Genomic DNA, 21,528 nt, shown 5'->3' with positions numbered 1-21,528 from the left:
CAACTCGCCGCAGGAACGAAAGACAAGTGAGGCTTTAGATATTTTTCCCGGATGAGTGCAATGGTATTTTGTGGCGCCGGGACTACATAAAAAGTAATATTGTGTCTGGCGAAATGGAAGAATTGAATTCAGGATGGTCAAAATAAAAATGCAGGCCTTAAAGACCTGCACCCAGCTTTTTAACCTTCTTTTGTTGCCCGACCTGGATTCGAACCAAGACAGTCAGAACCAAAATCTGATGTACTACCATTATACTATCGGGCAATACGCTAAAAGCGGGTGCAAAAATAGCAGAATATCGTTTTACAACCAAGTTTTAGTCTGAATGGTGTATGTAGTATGAGCGCACATTCCTTTGAAACGACGAAGAACGTACGGGTAGAAATTGCATAATACAGAGTTTTGATATCACCTGCAGGTGACTTATTCCAGTCGGAATCAGCTGTGAATTCCCGGGCATCGGTTTTTGACCCCCCGGGCGTTTTTGACAGGCGGTAACCATCTATCTTCTATAAACTCCGATCGGGCATTACTACAGGAAAATCCCCTCTGGCTGATATTAGTTTTAACTTTTCAATTCAGTAAGATGAGATCAGCCCTGCTAATATGCTTCCCCATTTTCATGACACTCCATACGATAGCGCAGGAAATAAGGGGAAAACTTAAAAACGAAAATGGCGAAGGCTTATCGAAAGTAACTGTGACATTGCATAAAGCAAAAGATTCTTCACTGTTAAAGACGACATTAAGTGCTGACGATGGTGTATTCAGTTTCAATGTTCCGGATACAATTCCGATGCTTATTCAGTTTAATGCCGTTGGATTTGAAAATCGCTGGATATCGCCACAATCATTATTGCAGCAATCGCATATCACACTCACACGCAGCACACGTGCGCTTGACGCAGTAGTAGTTACCGGTAAAAAACCAATAGTTGAAGTAAAACCCGACAAACTCGTTTTCAATGTTGAAGCGAGTATCAATGCAACTGGTAACAACGGCCTTGAGCTTCTTCAGAAATCGCCCGGTGTGATCGTTGATAAGGATGATAATATATTACTGAGTGGTAAAAATGGTGTGCGCATTTATATTGATGGCAAACCCAGTCCTCTTGCAGGCACCGATCTCGCAGCCTACCTGAGAGGATTGAGCAGTAATGATATTGAAGCGATAGAAATCATCACCAATCCTTCTGCTAAATATGATGCAGAAGGAAATGCGGGCATAATCAATATCAGGCTGAAGAAAAATAAAAATTATGGTCTGAACGGAAGCCTGAGTGGGGGATATGGCATCATGAAATTTTCCAAGTACAACGGTGCTGCTTCTTTGAATTATCGAAATAAGAAAGTAAACTATTTCGCGAACTACAGCTATTACAATAACCGCAACTGGAATGAACTGAACCTGTACCGTGAGCAGAACGACACCAGCTACGATCAGAAAGCGCAAAGCAGGGGACATTTCCAGGGACATAACCTGAAAGCCGGCGCTGACTATTTCCTGAACTCACGATCAACTCTGGGAATCGTGATCAATGGTAACCTGGGGAATATGGAGTTTAACTCCAGCAGCTATACTCCTATCGCTCCGACAAATATCAAGGAAACAGATAGGATTTTGTATGCGAATTCACAAACAAGAAATAAACGTCGCAATTTTTCAGCAAATCTGAATTACCGTTATACTGATACGACAGGCCGCGAATGGAACATCGATGCGGATTTTGGCAGGTACAGCATGCGCGGAAAAAATATCACTCCGAATATTTATTATAGTGGCGATGGAAGCACTGTGCTGTCCGAGTACATTTTTAGTTCCGAAATGCCAACGGATATAAATATGATCAGTCTGAAATCTGATTATGAGCAGAACCTTGGCAAAGGACGCCTGGCATTCGGATTTAAATCATCGCTTGTACTCACCGACAATAATTTTCAATTTTACGAATACAACGAAAACGATCAGCCCATATTGAATCCAAACAGGAGCAATCGTTTTGAGTACACAGAATTTATCAATGCATTGTATGGTCAGTATCGCAGGCAGTGGAAGAAGTGGGGCATGCATGCGGGTGTGCGCCTGGAACAAACCAATAGTCATGGTGAGCTGACCGCAGCCGTAGCAGTAGATGATGAGAATGTAAAACGAAGCTATCTCAATCTTTTCCCAAGTGCGGGCATCACGTGGCAGCCAGCAGAAAAACAAAGTCTGGGCCTATCATATAGCCGGAGAATCGATCGGCCCCGATACCAGGATCTGAATCCGTTCGAGTATCAGCTCGATCAGTTATCGTTCAGAAAAGGTAATCCTTTCCTGAAGCCGCAGTACACCAACATCATTGAGCTTCGCCATTCTTATAACCAAAAGCTGACTACAACCTTATCGTACAGTAAAGTAACCGATTATTTCGCGCAGGTTACAGATACTATTGATGGTAACCGCAACTATATACAACAAAGAAACCTGGCCAATCAGCAGGTATATAGTTTAACAGTGACATATCCATTCAGCATTATCAAATGGTGGAGTGTGTATGCAAATGCAAATCTTTATCATTCGAGGTATCGAGCACAGTTTGAAGAAAATAAAATCATTAAGCTGAATGCAACTGTGTTTAATCTTTATCAGCAACAGACCTTCAAACTCAATAAAAAACTGACTGCAGAACTGAGCGGCTCCTATAATTCACCATCGGTCTGGGGTGGAACTTACAGGACAAGTGCGTTCTGGAACCTGGATGCCGGCCTCCAGACAAAACTCCTCAGGGATAACGCCACCTTACGTGTCAGTATAACCGATATCTTCTATACGATGCCATGGAAAGGAGTGAGTGATTTCGGTGGTTTGTACATCATCGCTTCCGGCGCTTACGAAAGTCGTCAGTTTAAGGCCAATTTCACGTGGCGTTTCGGTAATTCGCAGGTGAAGGCTGCAAGAAACCGGCAGTCGGGAATTGATGAGCTGAATCAACGAGCAAATTAAAAAAGACGAAGAACGACCAACGACAAACGAAAATGAAGAATGAAAAACGAAGGACAAGCAGCGAAAAACGATGAACTGAAATACAGAGCTCTGTCGTTTTGTCTATCAAATTTGCATCATGTTCTTAACTACAAGACAAGCTGAGAAATTATTTTCATTGCGCATTTCGCGATGATTTGATCGATAAAGTCGCTTAACTTTCAATCCTAAATATTAAACATTCAACTTTTCCGTCATCTGAAATATCAAAATAATTTGAGCTGCTTTGCGTTTTTTCGCACGGATTCAATTTCTTTGCAGGCAGAACTTTTAACCCTTAATCAAAAATTGCCATGCCAGTTATCTCCCGCATGTCGGTGCTTATTGGCCTGATCTTCTCCACTTTTTTAATAGTATCCAGCTTTTCCTATATTAAGCGGCAGGAGAAAAAGAAGGTCGTTTTTTTTGGCGATTCCATCACGCAGGCAGCTGTCAATCCTGGTGGTTATATTGATGTTTTGAATAAGAAGCTCAGTGAACAGAATCTCTCTTCCAAGTACGAACTGATAGGTGCGGGGATCGGAGGAAATAAGATTTATGATCTGTACCTGAGAATGGATTCTGATGTGTTAAAAAAGAATCCGGATATTGTTGTTATTTATGTTGGTGTGAATGATGTCTGGCACAAAGCTTCTTCCGGCACTGGCACTGACCAGGACAAATTTGTGAAATTTTACAATGCTGTTCTTGCCAAACTGAAGGCGCAGAAGATTAAAGTAATTGTTTGTACGCCTGCAGTGATCGGAGAGAGAAATGACTTCTCAAATCAACAGGACGGGGATTTGAATCGTTATTCAAACCTTATCAGGAACATCGCACAGGAACAGCAACTGCCTCTGGTTGATTTGCGAAAAGTGTTTTTGGAATATAGTCTCGCCAACAATCCTGACAATAAAGAGTCAGGCATTCTTACAACCGATCGTGTTCACCTCAATCCGAAAGGAAATGAGATTGTAGCCGAGCAGATGTGGAAGGAGATATCAAAAATCAGATAGGAAACAATTGATTCTTCCCAAAAAACAAACCGTAATATTCATTAGGGAAATTGCGGAAAGTAAAGAGCCGTAATCAGCAACGACCTGCTTTTAACCTTTAACTTTCAACTTAAAACCTACTCCGCTTTTACCAGGTAATAATTCTTCTTGCCTTTCTGGACCACGATGTATTTTCCTGCGATTAGTTGTGCAGTTGAAATTGGTGCTGATGGATCCACTACTTTCTCCCTGTTCACACTTACTCCACCGCCCTGGATCGTCTTTCGCGCTTCTCCTTTACTAGGAAAAATACCGGTTTCAGCCAGCAAACTTACCAGGTCAATTCCTGAACTTACTTTATCCATTGCAAGTGAATAATGCGGAACTCCATCCATAGCAGTCAATAGTTCCGATTCTGAAAAACTGCGGAAATCCGTAATGCCACCATCACCTTTAAAAAGTTTCTCAGAAGTAGATAATGCAGATGCGAGTTCGTCTTTTCCATGTACAAAGGCCGTGATCTCTTCCGCCAGTCTTTTCTGTAAAATTCTTAAACCAGCGTCCTTTTGATGATCTGCAATCAACGATTCAATCTCTTCCCTGCCAAGAAAAGTAAAAATGCGGATCCACTTGATTGCATCATCATCACTCGCATTTAGCCAGAACTGATAGAACTGATACGGTGAAGTTTTTTCAGGATCAAGCCATACATTTCCCTTTTCCGTTTTCCCGAACTTTCCGCCATCAGCCTTTGTGATTAACGGACATGTAAACGCAAATGCCTCGCCTCCGGCCTTTCTTCTGATCAGTTCAGTTCCCGTGAGAATATTACCCCACTGATCGCTGCCGCCACATTGCAGTTTCACGCCTTTCTGCGTATAAAGCCAGTAATAGTCATAGCCCTGCATGAGCTGGTATGCAAATTCGGTATAGCTGATGCCTGTATCCCCTTCAATTCTTTTCCTGACACTGTCTTTGGACATCATGTAATTGACTGTAATGTGTTTCCCGATATCTCTCAGAAACCGGATAAAATCCATGTCCCTGAACCAGGAAAGGTTGTTTACGATTTCTGCTGAATTCGGAATAGTATCTGAAAAGTCAATGTATTTTTCAAGCTGGCGCTGTATGCCGGCCTGGTTGCGAATCAGTTCGTCATCGCTCAGGAGGTTTCTTTCGTCACTCTTGCCGGTCGGATCTCCGATCATCCCCGTAGCGCCACCAACCAGGGCAAGTGGCTTATGCCCGGCTTTTTGTAAGTGGAGCAAGAGGATGATCTGTACCATACTTCCGATATGGAGGCTGTCGGCAGTTGGGTCAAAGCCGATGTACCCTGAAGTCATCTCTCTTAAAAGCTGTTCTTCGGTCCCGGGCATGATATCCTGAAGCATGCCTCGCCACCTTAGCTCCTCTATCAGATTCATTTTCATCAAATTTGCGCAAATGTAAAACAGAAAGACCTGCTTCCCAAGATTGAGCAATAATAGGCGGTGGTTAACCGTTATAAACCATTGAGTTTGTTGGTTTTTAGTTGCGTATCACCGTACATTTGCAGATCGACGCAACATTTACCCGAGCTTATTTTAGTGCGAATGCCTTCGAAAATCAACCAGATGAACCGTAAATCTGCGCTGCTACTAATCTATTTTGTATCCTTAAACCTGATTGCTTTTTCGCAATTCCGTAAGTATTCCAATGAGTTTCTAAATATAGGTGCAGGCGCCCGTGGACTTGCCATGGGTGGTGCGCAGGTGGCTTCTGTAAATGATGGAACCGCCGGATACTGGAACCCTGCCGGGCTTTTCAATGTGCGTGATTATCCCATTGTAACCCTGATGCATGCGGAGTATTTTGCCGGTATCGGTAAGTATGATTACCTGAGCCTTGCATTACCGGTAAACGATAACAAAAGGTCGTTAGGCTTCTCCCTGTTAAGGTTCGCAGTTGATGATATTCCAAACACTCTTTTTTTAGTTGAACCTGATGGTTCCCTTAACTATAACAATGTCCGCTCATTTTCTTCTGCTGACTATGCATTTCTTTTTACCTATTCTCAATCGTTGGTCAATACCGAAAAAAGAAAGATCAGCTTTGGCGCAAATGCAAAAGTGATTCACAGGAGTGTAGGAAGTTTTGCAAAAGCCTGGGGATTTGGAATTGATGCAGGCTTTCAGATGCAGCAGAAAAACTGGCGTATAGGCGCTGCCGTTAGAGATCTGACAACGACTTTCAATGCCTGGAAATTTACATTTACTGAAAAGGAAAAGGAAGTTTTATACCTGACCAACAATGATATTCCTGTTAAGTCAACAGAGCTTACAGCGCCGAGACTTATACTTGGGGGTGCTTATAATTTTAAATTGTCAAAACAGTTCAATCTGCAGGCTGAAGCCAATTTTGATATCACGTTTGATGGTAAACGCAATGTTGTGTTCAGTGCTGATCCGGTAAGTATCGATCCAAGAGCAGGGCTGGAACTCGGATATAAGAACCTGATTTTTGTGCGTGCAGGTATTTATAATTTCCAGCAGGCTTTGAAAGATGGTGATACACTTAATCAACAGAAAGTGTGGATATACCAACCTAGTGTTGGTGTTGGTTTCGCGCTGAAGAGTTTGTCTATTGATTACGCTTTTACCAATCTGGCCAACCAATCGAATCCGTTATATTCCCATATTTTTTCCCTCAGACTCAACCTGATCCGGAAAAAGAAAGAAAACCAATAGAAATACATCACCTGGTATGAAGAAACTATGGATGACCCTTTTATTGTCTGTGTTTGTATTTATTGCGAATGCACAATACAACAATGAATGGATTGATTATAGCAAGACCTATTATAAAATGCATGTGGGCGTCAATGGCCTGGTGCGTATAAATGCATCGGTCCTGAGTGCTGCCGGTCTTGCGAATGCCCAGGCGCAGGATTTTCAACTTTGGCACAATGGAGTTGAAGTTCCCATCTTTACATCTAAATCCACCGGTCTGTTTGCATCAGATGATTTTATCGAATTCGCCGGCGTGATAAATGATGGTCATTTTGACGATAAAATGTATGAAAACCCGGCAGAAAGAATTTCAAACAGGTATAGCCTTGTAACTGATACTTCTTCCTATTTTCTAACATTGAATCCGGGTGGAGGAAATCAGCGTATCATCAATGAAACTAACAATGTTGCCGGAAATACTCTTGCACCTTCTCCTTATTTAATGTACACCTATGTAAGCGCGGCTAACAGGATAAAAATCAATCCGGGTAAAGCTGCTGTTGTTGGAGAATATGTATACTCTTCCACTTTTGAAACAGGAGAAGGTTGGTCTTCCCGCGATGTGTTTCCGGCAAGTCCCTTAGTTGAAAACAGGAATAATCTTTTTGTATATACAGCAGGACCAGATCCTGTGTTGCGTGTTTCTGCTGCAGGCGCGGCTCAGAATCAAAGAACATGGCAGGTGTATGTCAATGGAAACAAATTGCTTGATGAACCATTGCAATTTTTTCAGACAGCTGTCAGGGAAATACCGTTGCCCATATCCATGATCGGAAAAACGATTGACTCATTCCGTTTTGCCAGTACGAGTAATGTACCATCGGATCGCATGGTCTTTGGGAAATTTGAGCTGACATATCCGAGAACTTTCAATTTTGGAGGCAATCCATATTTCGAGTTCACTCTTCCTGCAAAAGCCGATGGGGATTATCTTGATATAGGAAGCTTCAATTTTACCGCAACTTCAAACCCTGTTTTATACGATCTCACCAATAACAAGAGATATGTCGCGGTTAAATCTGCGAGCAGGGTAAGGTTTGTGCTTCCCCCATCAACATCGGACAGGCACATGGTCCTTATGAATTCGTCAGGACCCGCCTTCACAGACGTTACATCGCTTAAAGAACGCAACTTCGTCGACTACGCTAAAAAGCCGGGTGATTTCCTGATTATTTCCAATCCTGTTCTTTACTCAGGAACAAATGGAAACCCGGTAGAAAACTACAAGGCATTCAGATCTTCTCCTGAAGGTGGAAGTTTCAATGCTGAAGTTTATGATATCGATCAACTCGTTGACCAGTTTGCTTTTGGGATAAAACAACACCCGCTTTCTGTAAAGAACTTTATCCGTTTCGCGAGAAACGGATATCCTGTAAAACCTAAATTCGTTTTCATCATTGGTCGTGGTCTCACTTACGATCAATATCGAAATCAACAATCAAAGACCTTAACGGATCGACTGCATCTCGTACCTACATTCGGTTCCCCCGCATCCGACAATATTTTAGCTTCCGAAGATTTAGATCCCATTCCGGAAACTCCCATCGGTAGGTTAGCTGTCTGTTTTCCTGATGAAATAACCAGTTATCTGAATAAAGTGAAGGAGCATGAAAATGTCCTTAAAACTGGTTCACAAACATTCGGAGATCGTGGCTGGTTAAAAAATGTTGTGCATGCAATTGGAGGAAGTGATCCGTTCTTGCAGTCGGTGATTTATGGATATATGAACGCTGCTGCGAAAGTAATTGAAGACACGGCATTTGGTGGTAAAGTTTACAGCTTCAGCAAGAACTCTGCATATTCTGTACAGCAATTGACATCACAGCAGCTTAAAGATTTGTTTGCTGAAGGAATAAACCTGCTTACTTATTTCGGTCACTCTTCTGCAAATACGCTTGAGTTCAACCTGGATGATCCCAACATTTATAATAACGCCGGTAAATACCCGATGTTCCTTGTGAATGGATGTAATGCCGGTAACTTTTTCGTGTTTGATACTTTGAGAATAACAGCAAATGCACAAACATTATCTGAAAAATACGTATTGGCAAACCAACGCGGATGTATCGGATTCATGGCGAGTACACACTACGGTATCGTCGCATATCTCAATATCTTCACTTATGGTTTTTATGAAGCAATTTCGAAAGACTATTCTCTTACGGTAAGTCAGTTACAGATAGAGGCAGCAAAAAAATTGTTGAGCGTCACTGGCGCTACTGATTTCTTTGGAAAAATGCATGCTGAAGAAATTCTCATGCACGGTGATCCTGCAATAAAATTGTATCCGCAGCCAGCTCCTGACTATATTATTGAGGAACCGTTTGTAAAATTCAACCCTGCATTTATCTCCGTTTCGGACAATAATTTCGATGCAAACATTAAGATGTATAACATCGGTAAAGCAATTAGTGATTCAATTCTTATCGACGTTAAAAGACAGTTGCCAAACGGGACACAAACGCTTATTTACCACAGGAAAATACCGGGAATACGTTACATGGATTCCTTATTATTGAAAATTCCTATTAATCCGCTGACAGATAAAGGTGAAAACAAACTCATCATTTCAATCGATGCTGATGATGCGGTAACTGAGATCTCTGAGTCAAATAATACGCTTACCAAAGTATTTTATATTATTGAAGAAGAAGCCAGGCCAATTGCTCCGATCAATTACGGAATAGTTAATACCAGCAACCCAACTTTTTACGCTTCCGCTTCAAGTCCTTTCAGTGCTCCGAGAAATTATGTGATGGAAGTGGATACAACCGAGTTGTTTAATTCAACATGGAAGAAAACACAGACCATCAATTCGCGTGGTGGTTTGCTGCAATTTAATGTCGCGGGCTTAAACCTGACAGACAGTACTGTTTACTATTGGAGAACATCACCGGTTCCAGGACCTGGAGATACACATGTCTGGAATAATTCGTCTTTTATTTACCTGCCAGGTGCTGGAGAAGGCTTCAACCAGTCACATTATTTCCAGCATAAGAAAAGTGAACAGGTAGATCTTACCCTTGATAATGACAGAGTGTACCGTTATGGCACTGTCAATGCGCGACTCACCATTAAGAATGGACTTGACCCCTATTATGGAGCATTCCAGATTGGCGTTTCACTGAATACTGATATATTCACCAACTATGGTTGTCGAATAAACTCAATCCAGATTTTCGTGTATGACAGTCTTACACTCGAACCCTGGAAAAATACAGTACAACCTGATGGTTATGGAAGATTCGGTAGTGTTCCTCCTTGCGTACACAACGGTTACTGCTTTGAATTTGGTTATACCGATACCAGTTTCAGAAGACGTGCAATGGATTTCCTGGAGTCAATTCCCAATGGTTATTATATTTCCATCAGCAACTACGGCAGAACAAACAATACCAATTTTATAAATCAGTGGATGGCTGATACAGCACATCTTGGAAGCGGCAGATCTTTGTATCATACATTTAAAAAACTTGGTTTTGTTGATATCGACGGATTCACGAAGAATGTTCCCTTTATATTCTTCCAAAAGAAAGGTGATCCTTCTTACCCGATCTATAATAAGGTTGGAACTAAAGAATCTGATTTCCTCGAAGCAAATTTTGATTTGTCCATCAGGAAAAACTTCGGCGAAGTCAGCTCACCATGGCTCGGACCAGCAAGTAAATGGAATAAGTTGCTGATTGATGCAAGACCAAAAGAATTGGAAAGAGATTCCGTGGGCTACCTGCTTTATGGAAAAGATTATTCCGGAAATGAAAACCTGATTGCAGACCTGCAACTGACTTCCGATACATCACTCGCCTGGGTCGATGCTAAGAATTATCCTTATCTGCGTCTCAGGATGAAGAACAAGGATACAATTCATGGTACACCGCCACAGCTTCGTTACTGGAGACTTCTTGGTGAGTTGCCACCGGAAGGAGCATTGGTTGCTGTAGCAGGTTCTGTGACCCGTGATACACTTGAATTGGGCGAAGATGTCAAATTTGATGTTGCATTTAAAAATGTCAGCAATAAAGCATTTGACAGTTTGAAAGTGATCATGCAATTGACTGATAAGGATAATGTAACGCATGACCTGGGGATACAGCGGAAGAAACCATTACAACCCAATGACACGATTATGCTAACGCACAGCATAAATACGAAGGATTATCCCGGTACAAGTACTTTGTTCCTTAATGTCAATCCTAATTATGATCAACCGGAGCAGTTCCTGTTCAACAACTTTGTGTTTAAAGGTTTGTTTGTGAAACCGGATACATATCACCCAACGCTGGATGTAACATTTGATGGAGTGCATATCCTTAACCGTGATATCGTTTCTGCAAAACCGAAGATCATAGTTAAGCTGAAAGATAACAGCAAATACCTTGCACTGAATGACACTGCACTTATGCAGTTAAAAGTAAAATATCCGAACGGTGATGAACGCACATTCAGGTTTGATAATGATACGCTGAGATTTACTCCTGCCGATTTGAGTGGTGGAAATACCGATAATACGGCGACAATAGATTTCTCCCCGGTATTTGGCGAGGATGGCGAATACGAATTGTTTGTGACAGGAAAAGATAAGAGTGGCAATCCAACAGGCATGACAGATTACAGGGTTGTGTTCTCAATCATCAACAAGCCGATGATCTCTAACCTGCTGAACTATCCGAATCCGTTCACTACTTCGACAGCGTTTGTATTTACGGTTACTGGCAGTGAACCTCCACAGAATCTGCGTATCCAGATACTGACCATCACAGGAAAAATCGTTCGCGAAATAACCAAACAGGAGTTAGGTCCTATTCATGTGGGTAGAAATATCACTGAATTTAAATGGGATGGCACAGATCAGTATGGTCAGAAACTCGCTAACGGTGTCTATCTCTATCGCGTTCTTACAAACCTGAACGGAAAATCACTTGACAAATACAAGGCTGAGGGCGATAAAACCGACCAGTACTTTAAAGCTGGTTACGGAAAAATGTACCTGATGCGATAAAGCTTATTTTTATGCTGATCTGAATTTCCGGATACGTTTCCCGAATATTCAGGTCAGCATTTTTTCATGAAGCCTGGGCACAGAATTCTTCAATTATTTCTGATTCTCTCTGTTGCATTGCCAATTATTTTGCTGGCAGCGATATGTTTTTTTCTTTTCAATTCCTCTTACGCTGAATTTATACAAAAGATAGCTGGTGCAATCGACAAGCCGGATTGGACTGAATTTTTAAAATCTGTTTATCCCGGGAAATCATTTCGGATTTCAAGGGTCGCTTCTCTATCGATATTATCTATTTTAATCCTGAGTTTGTTTCCGGTGTGGAAGCGAAAAGAGAAGATCACAGCAAATTTAGCATCATTTGTTTCGGATCTGCAGCTGATTTCCCGTTCGTTGTCAACGCGGTTGAAAAGCTACCCCGCGATTGATCGCGTATTCATTTTTGCATTCCTTGTCCTGCTGGCAATAAGAACTTTCTGGTTGATGTCAATAATCCCTATGCAGTATGATGAAATGTGGACGAGTAATTATTTTATCGACAGGTCACTTTGGAAGAGTCTTATCCTTCCCGGAAACAATCACATACTCTACAGTTTTGTTGCTTCAGTTTTTTTGTACCTGCCGATAGACAGGGATGTAGCCATCCGACTTCCTGCTATGCTCAGCGCTTTGGCATTTGTTTTTATTTTCTGGATGATGATCAGGAGATATTTTAATAGTGCATCAGCAATGATATCAACCGTATTTGTTTCCAGTTCTGTGCTGGTGACCATGTTCTCGGTACTTGCACGCTCATACTCTTTTGTGCTTTTATTTTCATTCTTATCGTTCTGGATACTTTTTAAAATGAAAGAAAGGGCAAATGAAAGGAGCTGGAAAACTTGTTTAGTCGTTGTACTCATACTCGGGTATCTGTCAAATCCGTTGTTTCTCTTCACGCATTGTTTTCTGTTACTGGTTTCCATTACCGATGCGATACAGATGAAAAGCTGGTTGCTTTTCAGGATGTTTTTTAAACAGAGCCTAAAAGCTGTGCCAGTATTATTTGTGTTTTATTTGCCTGACATCCTTACTAATCATGCGGCGGAAATTGCCAGGTATGGCTTCCCGGATATCTATCGACGTTCGTTTTTGTTGATGAAGGACACTGTTTTGTACCTTGGTCTCTGGCAGATGGGTTTCGGATGGGGGAGTATTTTACTTATCCCGATGATTATAATGGCCGCCTGGCTGAACCGTAAACATTTCCCCGCAAATTTTTTTACAATGTGCAGCGTGGTTGCACTTGGGATGGTTTTGTTGTTTTCATTCATCCAGGCAAAACCTTTGTTCGATCATGTAATAATTTTCTTTACGATATCTGTAGGTACAGCGGTTGCAGGGTTGTGTTTCTATTTTTCGGGAAAGCGTTCAATCAACAACGCGATAGTTGTTGTAATTGCTATCATAGTTTTAATTCTCAACAGTTACTTTGTTTACCAGGGCGAATTTCTCAGATGGAGCAGACAAATGGATATTGCAGCACGTGATGTGAGTCAAACCTTGATCAAAAAAAATATCCGGAAAATTTACCTGCAATATGGTTATCTGAAACCAGCGATTGAGTATTACAGCAGAAAGGAAGACTTGCAACCTGATATCTATATGGGCGCAGAAAAAAGCCTGGATTACCGGCCGTTTAATGCTGATAGTGTATACGAAGCTGTTGTTGTAGAAAAGGATTTCATGCTTCCCGGTATTACTTCTTTTTATCAGAAAGCAATCAATTATCAGAATGCCGAAATCTGGCTACCTAAATAAACTAATTGGTTTTTCTGAAATGTAAGATGAGGAGAAAGCCCGACAGTGCAGAGAAAATGATTGCAGAATAAATCAGAAAGAAAACAATCGCCGGATTTTTAAATTCCAGCATTATTTCCGATTTTCCATTAGGTATTGAAAACGTTTGAAACTCATCTTCATTTGTTTTGATAGCGGATTTTTTTGCATTGATTTTTAACCGCCATCCGTTGTGATTCATCTGTTGAACTACTATATCGTCAGGGGTTTCAAAATTTGCAGTAAGTAAAATCTTTCCCGGAGAAAATTGCCTCAACTCAAGTTTGTTTTCCGTTTTCTTAGAAGTCGTGAAAATGAACGGCAACTGGTCAGTTAATGGTTTTCTATCACTTCTGAAATGATTCTCCGCTGTCTTAAGTATGAGCGGGTAATTGATCTTTACAAGATTGCCAGGTGCATGCTGGTACCATCGGGAATCGCCGATAACTTTTTTATCAACACTATCTTTTAACTGTTGCGATGCAATAGATTCTGAGATATTTGTAACCGATTTTTGTTCTGTTGCAGAATTAATCAGCTGTTGAATTTCTGCCGGGCTTCTTATACCGACTCCGGTAAATGGTAAGTTCATTAGGGTAGCCAGGAGCAGATCGATCACCATCCATTTCATCAGTGCATTATTATTTGAGTGGATTTTTTTATACAGAAAATACAGGATAAACAGCTGAAGTAAACATTGGATATAAATTGCATCATAGAATGAGAGAGAATCTGCGAGATGTTTTATAACAGAACGCATGCCTGATCCTTCTTGTGACACGGCCGTAAATACTAAACTTTCTTTGGTGTATACAGCTGCTCCAATGGCGAACAAAAGCAACAACACTAAAAAGATTCTTATAGCGGTAATAATCTTTTCTACATTACGGGACCGGTCGGAATTTATATAATGGTCAAACGCATAGCCAGCCAGCACAATGGATCCGAATAAAGAAAAGATTGTATATTCTCCCAGCAGTCTGACATAACCAACACCCGGGATAATCGCGTAAAGAACCCGGCTAAAAAAAGTACCGCTGCAAAGCACGAAAAAGAAGATGGTAATGGTTAACCATTGCGGGATCTCTTTGAGAATTTTTTTTCTGAAAGAAAAAACTAAAAAGATCAGTGATGCCAACCCGAGATACTGATTTCTCATCGAAATATCTGAATTGAAAAATGCATCATTTTTGGTCGAAGCCAATGGCAGGAGGAGCGATATCCAGGTCTGCCAACCAGAAGGTTCTCCTGTCTCTGCAAAAAGTAATTTTTCTCCGCGATTGACAACAGGCAGAACTTCCAGATATGCGTACATGGGCCCAGCCAGTACAACAACGCTGCTTATGATCAATATGGCAATTCTTTTCAGATAGGAGTTTCGTTCTGCGGTGAATTTTCTTACCCTGAGAATGTCATATAGAAAAATGATCATGATGAAATAAAAAGCTCCGATAATTATTCCAGGATGAGCTGCTGTGAAAAACAAGTATAACGAGACAGAAAATCCAAGCCAGGGCTTTATACTTCCTTCGGATAAGTACCTAAGAAAAAAGTAAAGTAGAAAAGGAAACCAGGCCATGCTGCTGATCCAGTTGAAATGCTGCAAATGCCCGACTATAAAACCGCAACACGCATAGGAAAGTGATGAATTGATTCTCACCAACCGTGACCAGTTCCATATGCTTGTCAGTTTATAAAATCCGATTCCCGAAAGAACCAGGTAAATTATTGTTTCTAAAGTAAAGCTATAGGCATTGTATCCCCACGTACCTGCTACAATCCAGGTTACTGGGTTCCAATAACCAATATTCATATCTCCATACACCGGAAAACCGAAATTGAGATATGGGTTCCAGAGTGGCAGACGACCTTCTTTTAAAGTCTCACCCAGGAAAAATTTAGGAGGGAAATAATCAGTGAACGCATCATTCTTCAATCCAAAAACAAAACCTGACAGTGGCGCATAGGCTAAAATGATCAGGGCACCTATGAGAAGAGCTGTCTTATTCTCTTTTGAAATTTGCATCTATTGTGAAAACTCAGGTAACTGTTTTTGAATCCGTGATATAAGCGGTGATGAAATCAGCAATTGATTGTTTCATCAATCAGGAAAAGTGGTCGCTTTTTTATCTCGTTGAAAAAGCTGGCGATATATTCACCGATTAACCCGATCATTATCAATTGTATTCCACCAAGAAACATAACACCAATGATCAACGAGGCCCAACCGGGTATAGTATGGCCTTTGAAATAAACGACGATTGCGTAAATGATATAACAAAATGATGCAAGTGAGACGATCGTCCCGATCAGCAGCGATAACCTCAGTGGTTTGAAACTAAATGAAAGTGTACCTTTCAATCCTAACTGGATCATCTTTCCAAAACTGTATTTTGTTTCTCCGGCTTTTCTCGCAGGCGCAACAAAATCGATTGTGGTTGTTTTAAATCCTATCCAGTTAAATACACCTCTTAAAAAAAGTTCTCGTTCTTCGAACTTAATCAGAGCATCTGCGATTTTACGATTGAAAACCCTGAAATCAGAAACATCAGGCTCAATGCGGGTGTCTGAAATCATATTCAGGATGGAGTAAAACAATTTCGTAAAATGCTTTTTTGTTTGCCGGATATCCGCAGTACCCATTTTCTTTCCTGATACCAAATCATATCCCTCATCCAGCTTATTGAAAAATGCTGGAAGGAGTTCTGGCGGATGTTGAAGATCTCCATCCATCAGAACGATTCTTTCCCCGCGCGCATAATGCAACCCTGCCATCAATGCTGCCTGTTGGCCGAAATTCCTGGAAAAAGAAACACACCGGACTCGTGGATCTCCTGAAGCGATTTTTTTTATCTGTTGCAGCGAGCCATCATTGCTGCCGTCGTTAATCCAGATCAATTCAAAATTCGCAGTGATATGTTTTACCAGCTCAGCGTAAAACGAAGCGATATTATCTGCTTCATTATAAACGGGAACGATAACCGAACAATAAGGTGTCAAATTTGTGATATTGGATTAGTAAAGGTTTTCAATTCCTGGCTACGCAAAATATACTTTCCCACCATATCAAACTCAAGATTGACTTTCATGCCGGGTTGAATATCTTTTATGCCGGTATGTTCAAAAGTATATGGAATGATAGCCACTGAAAATCGATCAGTGCTGACATCAAATGCTGTAAGGCTGATTCCATTCACACAGATCGATCCTTTTTCAATAATGTAAGCCGCGAATTTTGAGGGGAACGCAAAACTGTATAACCAACTTCCGGATTTGTTTTCTCTATATACACAGGTTGCAGTTGTATCTACATGACCCTGTACTATGTGGCCATCCAGTCGGTCATTCATCTTCATCGCCCGTTCAAGATTTACTTTTCCTCCCGTTTTCCAGCTTCCAAGCGCAGTTTTAGCAAGGGTTTCCGCAATGGCACTTACGCGATATGTATTATTTTCAATTGATTCAACAGTGAGACAGACCCCATCATGCGAAAGGCTTTGGTCCGGTTTCAGTTCCGCGGTAATCGAAGAATCGATCCATGCCACCAGGTTGGTTCCTTCGGACTTCAGTCTTTTAATCGTACCTGTGGTTTCTACAATGCCGGTGAACATGGTTTAATTTGCGTCGAATTTCGGATAACTGCGGGAATTTTTCCCTGTATTTTGGTAAAACAATCTGATGTATTATCTTTGCGTTCCTTAAAACTGAAAAGAGGTATCCAATTATGTTAATCATCGATTCTAAAGATTGCGAAAACATTGACAAAGCGCTGAAGAAGTACAAGAAGAAATTCGAGAAAGCGAAAATTTTACTTCAATTGCGTGAGCGTCAGTCTTTTAAGAAACCTTCCATCAAACGTCGTGGTGAGGTTTTAAAAGCAATCTACAAGCAGAAATTATTTACCGGAGAGATTCAGTAATCCACTGATTTTCTGACCAATAATATTAAACTAATAGTCATAAGGTTGATTAACTTTATGGCTATTTTTTATGCTCCTGCCTGAAATTCCGGAAGTACAGCGATTCATAAACTATATCCGTTTTGAAAAACGGTATTCTGCCCATACCATTACGGCATACCAGGATGACCTTTCTGACTTTTTCAGTTTTACCAGCAGGGTATTTGAATCAGATTCGCCGAATTCAGTTTCCACATTGATGATCAGGAGCTGGATGGCGGAGATGACAGAAGCCGGCATTATTCCGAGAAGCATCAACAGAAAAATCTCCTGCCTCAAATCCTTTTTTAAATTTTGCAGAACTCATTCTATCCGGGATGATAACCCCGCCAGTGCTATCCGCCTGCTGAAAACCAGGAAGCGTTTGCCTTCTTTTGTGGAGGAGCATCAGATGGACACTTTGTTTACGCATGTTGAATTTCCTGATGAATACAACGGTCGTGTTGAGAAATTGATGCTGAGGCTGCTTTATCAGTGCGGTATTCGCGTAGGGGAGTTGGTGAGCATCAGGCAACAACAGATAGATTCATATCAGAAAGTGATCCGTATCCTAGGGAAAGGAAACAAAGAAAGGATGATACCTGTCAATCCTGATTTACTGAATGAAATTTCAGCTTATTGTAAGGAGAAAAAAAGTCTTGGCTTCAGCGATGACTATCTTCTTATAAAAGACAATGGAAAGCAATACACTTCAAGGAATGTATATGATGTCGTGAAAAAGTGGCTTTCCCTGGTAACTACAGCAGAAAAGAAAAGTCCGCATGTGCTCAGGCATAGTTTCGCAACCCACCTGATGAACAACGGCGCCGACCTGAACGCTGTTAAAGATCTGCTCGGTCACAGCAGTCTGGCGGCCACACAGGTTTATACGCACAACAGTATCGAAAAGCTCAGGGATATACATCGGAAAGCCCATCCAAAAGGGTAGTGCGGAATCCGCATGGGCATTGAATTTCCTGCGCTATTCCTCAGACTCATAAATGAAAACCGGGCATGCTTTTTTAATGTCTCCCGCAGATAAAAACCGTTAGCAAATTTCTGAATTCAACCCTAGTTAAAATAGCTGGCCGGGGACGAAATTTAATTTGATATTACAGCGTTAAATGATTAATTTCAGATTGCTGCTGAATGACAGGATTACTACCTGAAAATCAACCTAGTTCTTATATTTATTGTTTCACTGAATTAAACGTTATGCTATGACCGTTAACATTCAAACAGTGCGTTTTGATGCGGATTCAAAATTGATCGAACACGTGCAAAAAAAACTTCAAAAGCTCGGAAATTATCATGACAGAATTGTAAAGATTGACGTGTTTCTGAAGTTGGATAATGTTGTTCACCAGATAAAAGATAAAGTGGCCGAGATCAGGATCAAGGTGCCACGTCACGAATTTTTCGTAAAACAAACATCTAAATCATTCGAAGAGTCATTTGACAATGCAATAGAGTCCATAACCACACAAATCAAAAGATTGAAAGAAAAACAAGCAGCATAAAAAAAGGCCTTCGGGCCTTTTTTGTTTTACGTCTGCGAGTCTTTTCGTTTTGTATTACCTGGAGATAAACGAAGACTCGCAGACACATTTCACCAGCCTATTCCTCCAACATAATCGTTTATACAAAGCCGGGACTGTTATCATCTGTCGTTTCCGGAAATTGTCTCCTGCAAAAACCGGCAAAGTCGTTGTATTCCGCCGCTCTTGCGACTGTGCAGAAAATATTCATTTAAATTCAAAGACTCGCGGAGATATTTTTTTGCATTTAAAGAATTCCATTACCTTTGCCTTCCCAAAAAAACCGGGTAGTTCTTTGTTTTTTGTTTTCTGATGGCGCAGCAGTGCGTCTGATACACCTGAAATAACAAGCCAGAGTAGCTCAGCTGGTAGAGCAGCTGATTTGTAATCAGCTGGTCGGGGGTTCGAGTCCCTTCTCTGGCTCAATGCTTTTTTGCATTACACTTTTCTTTCAGGTTATCGACAGGTAAATGGTCGAAACGGGCAGGTTCCAGAGCGGCCAAATGGGGCGGACTGTAAATCCGCTGTCTTTCGACTTCAGAGGTTCGAATCCTCTCCTGCCCACTGCATTTGTCAAAGCGTCAGCATTGGCGGATAGCACATCAGAAAAATGGAATCATCAATGTGCATTTTTGTACAAAAGTGAGTCCTTCACAACTGTTGTATAAGCGGGAGTAGCTCAGCTGGTAGAGCGATAGCCTTCCAAGCTATAGGTCGCGGGTTCGAACCTCGTCTCCCGCTCAACACGACCGCTGTTGCCTGCGGTGTTTTCAAGCCGTTGTAGCTCAGTGGTAGAGCACTTCCTTGGTAAGGAAGAGGTCGTGAGTTCAATTCTCATCAACGGCTCTTTTGAAGTACGAAGTACAAAGGCCGCAGTGAGAATGAAGAAATAAGAGGTAAGAGTTGAGAAAGTCAGATGTAAGTGAAAAAGAATGTAGACGCTCATTTTAACTCCCCTTATTTTTTGGTGCCCGGTGAAAAAGATTCGGGTTTTGCGGCTTAAAGGAATTGTTTCCTGACTTGCCGTTGAAATAGAATAACAATTGTAAACACAATCTAAAACGGATAACAATGTCTAAAGAGACCTTTAAAAGGGATAAGCCCCACGTAAACGTTGGTACAATTGGTCACGTAGACCATGGTAAGACCACTTTAACGGCTGCCATTACCAATATCCTTGCAAAGAAAGGATGGGCACAGGAAAAGAAGTATGATGAAATCGATGCGGCGCCCGAAGAAAAAGAACGTGGTATCACTATCAATACAGCTCACGTAGAATATCAGACGGCTAACCGTCACTATGCTCACGTTGACTGCCCTGGTCACGCTGACTACGTTAAAAATATGATTACCGGTGCTGCACAGATGGACGGCGCGATCCTTGTGGTTGCTGCTACAGATGGTCCTATGCCGCAGACTAAAGAACATATCCTTCTTGCCCGCCAGGTAGGTGTACCTCGTATCGTTGTTTTCATGAACAAAGTTGACCTGGTAGACGATCCCGAGCTGTTGGAACTGGTTGAAATGGAAATTCGTGAATTGCTGACTACTTACGGTTTTGATGGTGATAACACACCCATCATCCAGGGTTCTGCAACCGGCGCACTCGCTGGCGAAGACAAATGGGTTGCAAAAATCGAAGAGTTGATGGCAGCTGTTGACAGCTACATTCCATTGCCTCCTCGTCCAATCGATCAGCCATTCCTGATGTCAGTAGAAGACGTATTCACTATCACTGGTCGTGGTACTGTTGCTACTGGTCGTATCGAGCGTGGTCGTATCAAAGTTGGTGAAGCAGTTGAAATCGTTGGTTTGATCGAGAAACCTTTGAACTCTGTATGTACAGGTGTTGAAATGTTCCGCAAACTTCTTGATGAAGGTGAAGCTGGTGACAACGCAGGTTTGTTGCTCCGCGGTATTGAGAAAAAAGATATCCGTCGTGGTATGGTAATATGCAAGCCAGGTTCAATCACTCCGCACACTGAATTCAAAGGCGAGGTTTATGTATTGAGCAAAGAAGAAGGTGGACGTCACACTCCGTTCTTCAACAAATATCGCCCTCAGTTCTATTTCCGTACTACAGACGTAACCGGTGAGGTTGAACTGCCTGCAGGAACTGAAATGGTAATGCCTGGCGATAACGTAGGTCTTACTGTAAAACTGATCCAGCCAATCGCGATGGAGAAAGGTTTGAAATTCGCTATCCGCGAAGGTGGACGTACAGTAGGTGCCGGTCAGGTTACTGAAATTCTGAAATAATTCTGCTGGGAACAGTCGCCGTGAGGCTGATTTGATCTCAAAAATGAATGATATATCTTTGCAAAAGTACCTGGGAGCGATCCCGGGTACTTTCTTCTTAACAGTGACTTGTAATTTTACCGGTTACTGATATAAACGGGCATAGTTCAACGGCAGAATAGAGGTCTCCAAAACCTTCGATCTAGGTTCGAATCCTAGTGCCCGTGCGAA

General features: G+C 41.5%; 13 protein-coding genes and 6 tRNA genes. 14 read left to right on the top strand and 5 right to left on the bottom strand.

The annotated features are described in order from the left end of the window. Nucleotides 1–193: 193 nt before the first annotated feature. Nucleotides 194–264, bottom strand: a tRNA-Gln gene (locus P2W82_RS09780). A gap of 322 nt (nt 265–586) precedes the next feature. On the opposite strand from P2W82_RS09780, the gene P2W82_RS09775 reads away from it, so the two are divergent. After that, nucleotides 587–2,986 carry a TonB-dependent receptor gene (locus P2W82_RS09775; RefSeq protein ID WP_336515690.1) on the top strand — a complete coding sequence of 800 codons (2,400 nt, stop codon included), beginning with the start codon at nt 587–589 and terminating at the stop codon, nt 2,984–2,986. A 332-nt stretch (nt 2,987–3,318) separates the two neighbouring features. Continuing rightward, the gene (locus P2W82_RS09770; RefSeq protein WP_336515689.1) at nt 3,319–4,020 is read left to right on the top strand and encodes an SGNH/GDSL hydrolase family protein; all 702 of its coding nucleotides are present in this window, start codon (nt 3,319–3,321) and stop codon (nt 4,018–4,020) included. Nucleotides 4,021–4,136: 116 nt separating this feature from the next. Here P2W82_RS09770 and tyrS read toward each other — a convergent pair whose 3' ends face one another. Continuing rightward, nucleotides 4,137–5,423, bottom strand: a complete 1,287-nt coding sequence (gene tyrS / locus P2W82_RS09765; protein ID WP_336515688.1) for a tyrosine--tRNA ligase — start codon at nt 5,421–5,423, stop codon at nt 4,137–4,139. 189 nt (nt 5,424–5,612) lie between these two features. Here tyrS and P2W82_RS09760 point away from each other — a divergent pair, with 189 nt between their 5' ends. From P2W82_RS09760 to P2W82_RS09750, 3 genes are all read left to right on the top strand, one after another. Next, nucleotides 5,613–6,725, top strand: a complete 1,113-nt coding sequence (locus P2W82_RS09760; protein WP_336515687.1) for a putative type IX sorting system protein PorV2 — start codon at nt 5,613–5,615, stop codon at nt 6,723–6,725. 16 nt (nt 6,726–6,741) lie between these two features. Beyond that, entirely contained in the window at nt 6,742–11,766 is a 5,025-nt protein-coding gene (gene porU2 / locus P2W82_RS09755) for a putative type IX secretion system sortase PorU2 (RefSeq protein ID WP_336515686.1), read from the top strand. Nucleotides 11,767–11,832: 66 nt separating this feature from the next. Then, nucleotides 11,833–13,566, top strand: a complete 1,734-nt coding sequence (locus P2W82_RS09750; RefSeq protein ID WP_336515685.1) for an ArnT family glycosyltransferase — start codon at nt 11,833–11,835, stop codon at nt 13,564–13,566. Between the two features lies 1 nt (nt 13,567). Here P2W82_RS09750 and P2W82_RS09745 read toward each other — a convergent pair whose 3' ends face one another. The 3 genes from P2W82_RS09745 to P2W82_RS09735 are packed head-to-tail and all read right to left on the bottom strand — an operon-like array spanning nt 13,568 to nt 17,195. Next, nucleotides 13,568–15,610 carry a hypothetical protein gene (locus tag P2W82_RS09745; protein ID WP_336515684.1) on the bottom strand — a complete coding sequence of 681 codons (2,043 nt, stop codon included), beginning with the start codon at nt 15,608–15,610 and terminating at the stop codon, nt 13,568–13,570. A gap of 56 nt (nt 15,611–15,666) precedes the next feature. Further along, a complete protein-coding gene (locus P2W82_RS09740; RefSeq protein ID WP_336515683.1) occupies nt 15,667–16,584 on the bottom strand; it encodes a glycosyltransferase family 2 protein in 918 nt (305 codons plus the stop codon). Further along, nucleotides 16,581–17,195: a riboflavin synthase gene (locus P2W82_RS09735; protein ID WP_336515682.1), complete on the bottom strand. Its 615-nt coding sequence runs from the start codon at nt 17,193–17,195 to the stop codon at nt 16,581–16,583. Before P2W82_RS09735 ends, P2W82_RS09740 begins: the two co-directional genes overlap by 4 nt. A gap of 113 nt (nt 17,196–17,308) precedes the next feature. Here P2W82_RS09735 and rpsU point away from each other — a divergent pair, with 113 nt between their 5' ends. From rpsU to P2W82_RS09690, 9 genes are all read left to right on the top strand, one after another. Next, entirely contained in the window at nt 17,309–17,503 is a 195-nt protein-coding gene (rpsU, locus tag P2W82_RS09730) for a 30S ribosomal protein S21 (protein WP_336515681.1), read from the top strand. Between the two features lie 70 nt (nt 17,504–17,573). Beyond that, nucleotides 17,574–18,470 carry a tyrosine-type recombinase/integrase gene (locus P2W82_RS09725; protein ID WP_336515680.1) on the top strand — a complete coding sequence of 299 codons (897 nt, stop codon included), beginning with the start codon at nt 17,574–17,576 and terminating at the stop codon, nt 18,468–18,470. A 271-nt stretch (nt 18,471–18,741) separates the two neighbouring features. Further along, nucleotides 18,742–19,041, top strand: coding sequence for a ribosome hibernation-promoting factor, HPF/YfiA family (gene hpf / locus P2W82_RS09720; protein ID WP_336515679.1), 300 nt, complete (start codon nt 18,742–18,744; stop codon nt 19,039–19,041). Nucleotides 19,042–19,409: 368 nt separating this feature from the next. Further along, nucleotides 19,410–19,482 (top strand) — tRNA-Thr (locus P2W82_RS09715). Between the two features lie 58 nt (nt 19,483–19,540). After that, a tRNA-Tyr gene (locus tag P2W82_RS09710) sits at nt 19,541–19,623 on the top strand. A 104-nt stretch (nt 19,624–19,727) separates the two neighbouring features. Continuing rightward, nucleotides 19,728–19,800: transfer RNA gene (locus P2W82_RS09705), tRNA-Gly, on the top strand. Between the two features lie 33 nt (nt 19,801–19,833). Next, nucleotides 19,834–19,905, top strand: a tRNA-Thr gene (locus P2W82_RS09700). 225 nt (nt 19,906–20,130) lie between these two features. Beyond that, nucleotides 20,131–21,318, top strand: coding sequence for an elongation factor Tu (gene tuf / locus P2W82_RS09695; RefSeq protein ID WP_336515678.1), 1,188 nt, complete (start codon nt 20,131–20,133; stop codon nt 21,316–21,318). Between the two features lie 135 nt (nt 21,319–21,453). Continuing rightward, nucleotides 21,454–21,524, top strand: a tRNA-Trp gene (locus P2W82_RS09690). Nucleotides 21,525–21,528 lie beyond the last annotated feature (4 nt).

This window comes from Pollutibacter soli (assembly GCA_029269725.1).
In the GTDB taxonomy this organism is placed as follows: Bacteria; Bacteroidota; Bacteroidia; order Chitinophagales; family Chitinophagaceae; genus Pollutibacter; species Pollutibacter soli.
The sequence above is the reverse complement of the archived record's forward strand: the minus strand, read 5'-3'. Positions and strand labels throughout refer to the sequence as shown.

Coding starts and splice junctions, on each gene's coding strand:
- rpsU (WP_336515681.1), top strand. CDS start 17,309: ATGTTAATCATCGATTCTAAAGATTGCGAAAACATTGACAAAGCGCTG.
- tyrS (WP_336515688.1), bottom strand. CDS start 5,423: ATGAATCTGATAGAGGAGCTAAGGTGGCGAGGCATGCTTCAGGATATC.
- hpf (WP_336515679.1), top strand. CDS start 18,742: ATGACCGTTAACATTCAAACAGTGCGTTTTGATGCGGATTCAAAATTG.
- P2W82_RS09770 (WP_336515689.1), top strand. CDS start 3,319: ATGCCAGTTATCTCCCGCATGTCGGTGCTTATTGGCCTGATCTTCTCC.
- P2W82_RS09725 (WP_336515680.1), top strand. CDS start 17,574: ATGCTCCTGCCTGAAATTCCGGAAGTACAGCGATTCATAAACTATATC.
- P2W82_RS09760 (WP_336515687.1), top strand. CDS start 5,613: ATGAACCGTAAATCTGCGCTGCTACTAATCTATTTTGTATCCTTAAAC.
- P2W82_RS09745 (WP_336515684.1), bottom strand. CDS start 15,610: ATGCAAATTTCAAAAGAGAATAAGACAGCTCTTCTCATAGGTGCCCTG.
- P2W82_RS09750 (WP_336515685.1), top strand. CDS start 11,833: ATGAAGCCTGGGCACAGAATTCTTCAATTATTTCTGATTCTCTCTGTT.
- porU2 (WP_336515686.1), top strand. CDS start 6,742: ATGAAGAAACTATGGATGACCCTTTTATTGTCTGTGTTTGTATTTATT.
- P2W82_RS09775 (WP_336515690.1), top strand. CDS start 587: ATGAGATCAGCCCTGCTAATATGCTTCCCCATTTTCATGACACTCCAT.
- tuf (WP_336515678.1), top strand. CDS start 20,131: ATGTCTAAAGAGACCTTTAAAAGGGATAAGCCCCACGTAAACGTTGGT.
- P2W82_RS09735 (WP_336515682.1), bottom strand. CDS start 17,195: ATGTTCACCGGCATTGTAGAAACCACAGGTACGATTAAAAGACTGAAG.